Raw genomic sequence first — 2,677 nt, 5'->3', positions numbered from 1 at the left:
GTCGAGGCTGATACCGCCACGGATCCGTCGGCCGGAAGGTACCTTGCCCTGTAGAGTTCCGTTCCAATATCGAGCGTCCTGATCAGCGAGCCTACTTCCCCACCGACGACGTCCAGCATGTCGGCGACGGGTATCTCCTGCGAGTCCCTATCGGTACAAACGTTTCGGAAGTTGAATCGAGTCTGATGCTTCACCGCATAAGAGAAGCTCTTCCAAGAGTGGAGCATGAGCTCCTCGTCCTGGACATCCGCCCAATGCCCGCGCGCAGCTTCAACCCAGTATCCAGTTACATCAGCCCCGACAATATCCTCCCGCAGCTCGTCGGTCGGATAGAAGCCAAGCTTTTCCAGAACCTCGTCCGTGTCGAAGGTGGGTACGATCCATGCTCCTTCCATCCAGGGAGTGCCCGCGTTTGCAGGTTCGGCGTAGTACCTTCCCAGCACTTCATAGAGGTGTTCTTGGACGTGTTCGACAGGAAGAACAAGGATGTTGCACCTGCCGCAGTAGTCGCACTCGCCTTCGCCAATGTTGGCTCTCGACAGTCGCCAGACATCCTCCTGATTCAAACATTCCTCGCAGGTGCTCCGCTGGATAGAGCTCCAGCCTCTCTCCTGATCCTCCATCCATTCGTGCTTTGCCCGTCCCATCGTTACGCCCTCGAGCGCCCCATGCTGGCGCGAGTATAGCCACAGCGAACAGTGGTCTCCCGCTCGAGCGTGCTCCCCGAACCTTGCTCCTCGGCGGCCGGTCTTTGGGGCAGCTTCCCAAAAGACGGCCAACTCCTAAGCCGGTCCCAGGCACTGGGTAGCAATTACTCATCTCCGAGGCTATTCAGTTCCGGGTGTCCAGTTGAAGGGCCTGCGTCCTTCAAGCTGCAGAGGGGCGTGGCAGCACGCGCAAGGCGCTATTGGGTCGGAGACCATAGTTCGTGTCGAAAATGAGCCATAGTTTGTGCAGATCGAGGCGTTTGAGGTACCAACTATGGTGTACATGTACCGCATAGTTCGTTCATGTCGAAGGGTTATGCTTTTAAACCATAGGCTAAGCAAATCTCCAAATGTGGCCCCTTTAGTGCATAGTTTGTGCACTTAGGTCGATTCGGCCGATCACGAATAGAAGCAACACCCGCCTGTGAGCATGGCGCTGGCGGCTGATCAACAAAACCCGGGGGCGCAACCGACAGCGTCCTTCTGTGTAGAGGGGCTGCATGGCGAGCATTCGTTCCGAGTACCACCGCTTCCTGGCGCACCTGGCGCAGCGACAAGTGCACGACGATGTGCGCCGACTTGCGCACCTGGTGCTGAATCACTTGCAGTCACTGGCTGAGGTTGGCGCGGCGGGCCGCAGGCGATCCGGCCGCCTAGCGCCGCTGGCCATAGCCAACTTGGCGCAAACTCCGGTGGCGTACCAAGGAGACGGCCACGGCCCCGACGCTGGGCCGGCGCTTGGTCGCCTTCTTCAGCTCGAGGTGGGCCCGTTCCGCGGGTTCATGCGGCAAGAAACGTTCGACCTCAGCCATGACATCACCTTGGTCTATGGCGCCAATGGCACGGGCAAGAGCAGTTTCTGCGAGGCGCTGGAAGTTGCGATGCTCGGGTCCATCAGCGAAGCCCAGGTCAAGCGAGTCGACCAGCGTACCTACTGTAACAACGCCCGGCTGCGGCGCCATGTCACGCCCGTTCTCTCTTCCGGGGCGGCAGAGCGGGCCCAAGTCGTGCAGCCCGACGAGGCGGAGTACCGCTTCTGCTTCATCGAGAAAAATCGCCTCGATGATTTCGCGCGCATCGCGGCCCGTACACCGGGCGACCAGCGACAGCTCATTGCCACCCTATTCGGCGTGGATCAGTTCAGTGACTTCGTGCGCGGCTTCAATCCCACTCTCGACCAAGACCTGATGCTTGCCGGAGTCCAAGCCGCCCAGCTAGCGCAGCGGCGCTTGCAGTTGGCGAATTCCGAACAGACGATTGCCGCCTATCCACAGAAGATCGCAGCGATTGAGGGCATGGAACAGGCGTTGGCGCAACGCATGCCGCCCGACGCGACGTACCAGGGCTGCGTCGACTGGCTGCTTGGCACGCCTCAGCAACAAGGGCGGCTTCCGTACGTGCAGGCGCAACTCGTCGCCGTCCCTCCAGCGGTTCATGAAGTGACACGGGCACGTCTGCAGGGTTTGCTAGACGAGGCGTACCGCCTTCAAGGCCTGTGGCGGGCCGCCACCGAGCAGTTGGCCGCGCGTGCCGGTGACGTGTCGTATGCCAAGCTGTACGAGGCGGTGCTGGCTCTGGCCGATGGCGCAACCGCCTGTCCCGCATGCGGAACCGGGTTAGCTGCGGTGGCCCAGGACCCCTTCGCCAAGGCACGAGCGGGCCTAGAGCAGCTCGCGCAGTTGGCCGCCCTCCAACAGCAAGAGGCCGGCTTGCGCACGCAACTGAGCGAGGCGGTGCGGGTGCTGTGGGAGGAGATGCGTCGCGTGGTCACGGCGGCGGCAGCCGCGTGTCCTGCCCAGCTGCAGGCGGCGGCGTTGCCTCTACTGCCCCCAGCCGCCACAGGTGCCTGGCTGGGCGCATGGGTCGATGGCGACCGCCGCGGATGGACTGCGCTGCTGCAGGTCGCCGAGTTCATCGAACGTGCCGACGCGCAGTCTCGCGAGGCACATGCCTTGCGTGGAGCGCTGGCT

General features: G+C 62.1%; 2 protein-coding genes. One reads left to right on the top strand and one right to left on the bottom strand.

Annotated features, from left to right (window positions below; all coding sequences use genetic code 11):
- Window positions 1-623, bottom strand: a 623-nt coding sequence (locus ACXJKH_RS18355; protein ID WP_457321495.1) for a HEPN-associated N-terminal domain-containing protein, incomplete at its 3' end; no start/stop codon positions are given.
- 584 nt (window positions 624-1,207) lie between these two features.
- Here ACXJKH_RS18355 and ACXJKH_RS18350 point away from each other — a divergent pair.
- On the top strand, window positions 1,208-2,677 hold a 1,470-nt coding region (locus ACXJKH_RS18350), incomplete at its 3' end, for an AAA family ATPase (RefSeq protein ID WP_457321493.1).

Source organism: Stenotrophomonas sp. P5_B8, from assembly GCF_054049855.1.
The sequence above is the reverse complement of the archived record's forward strand: the minus strand, read 5'-3'. Positions and strand labels throughout refer to the sequence as shown.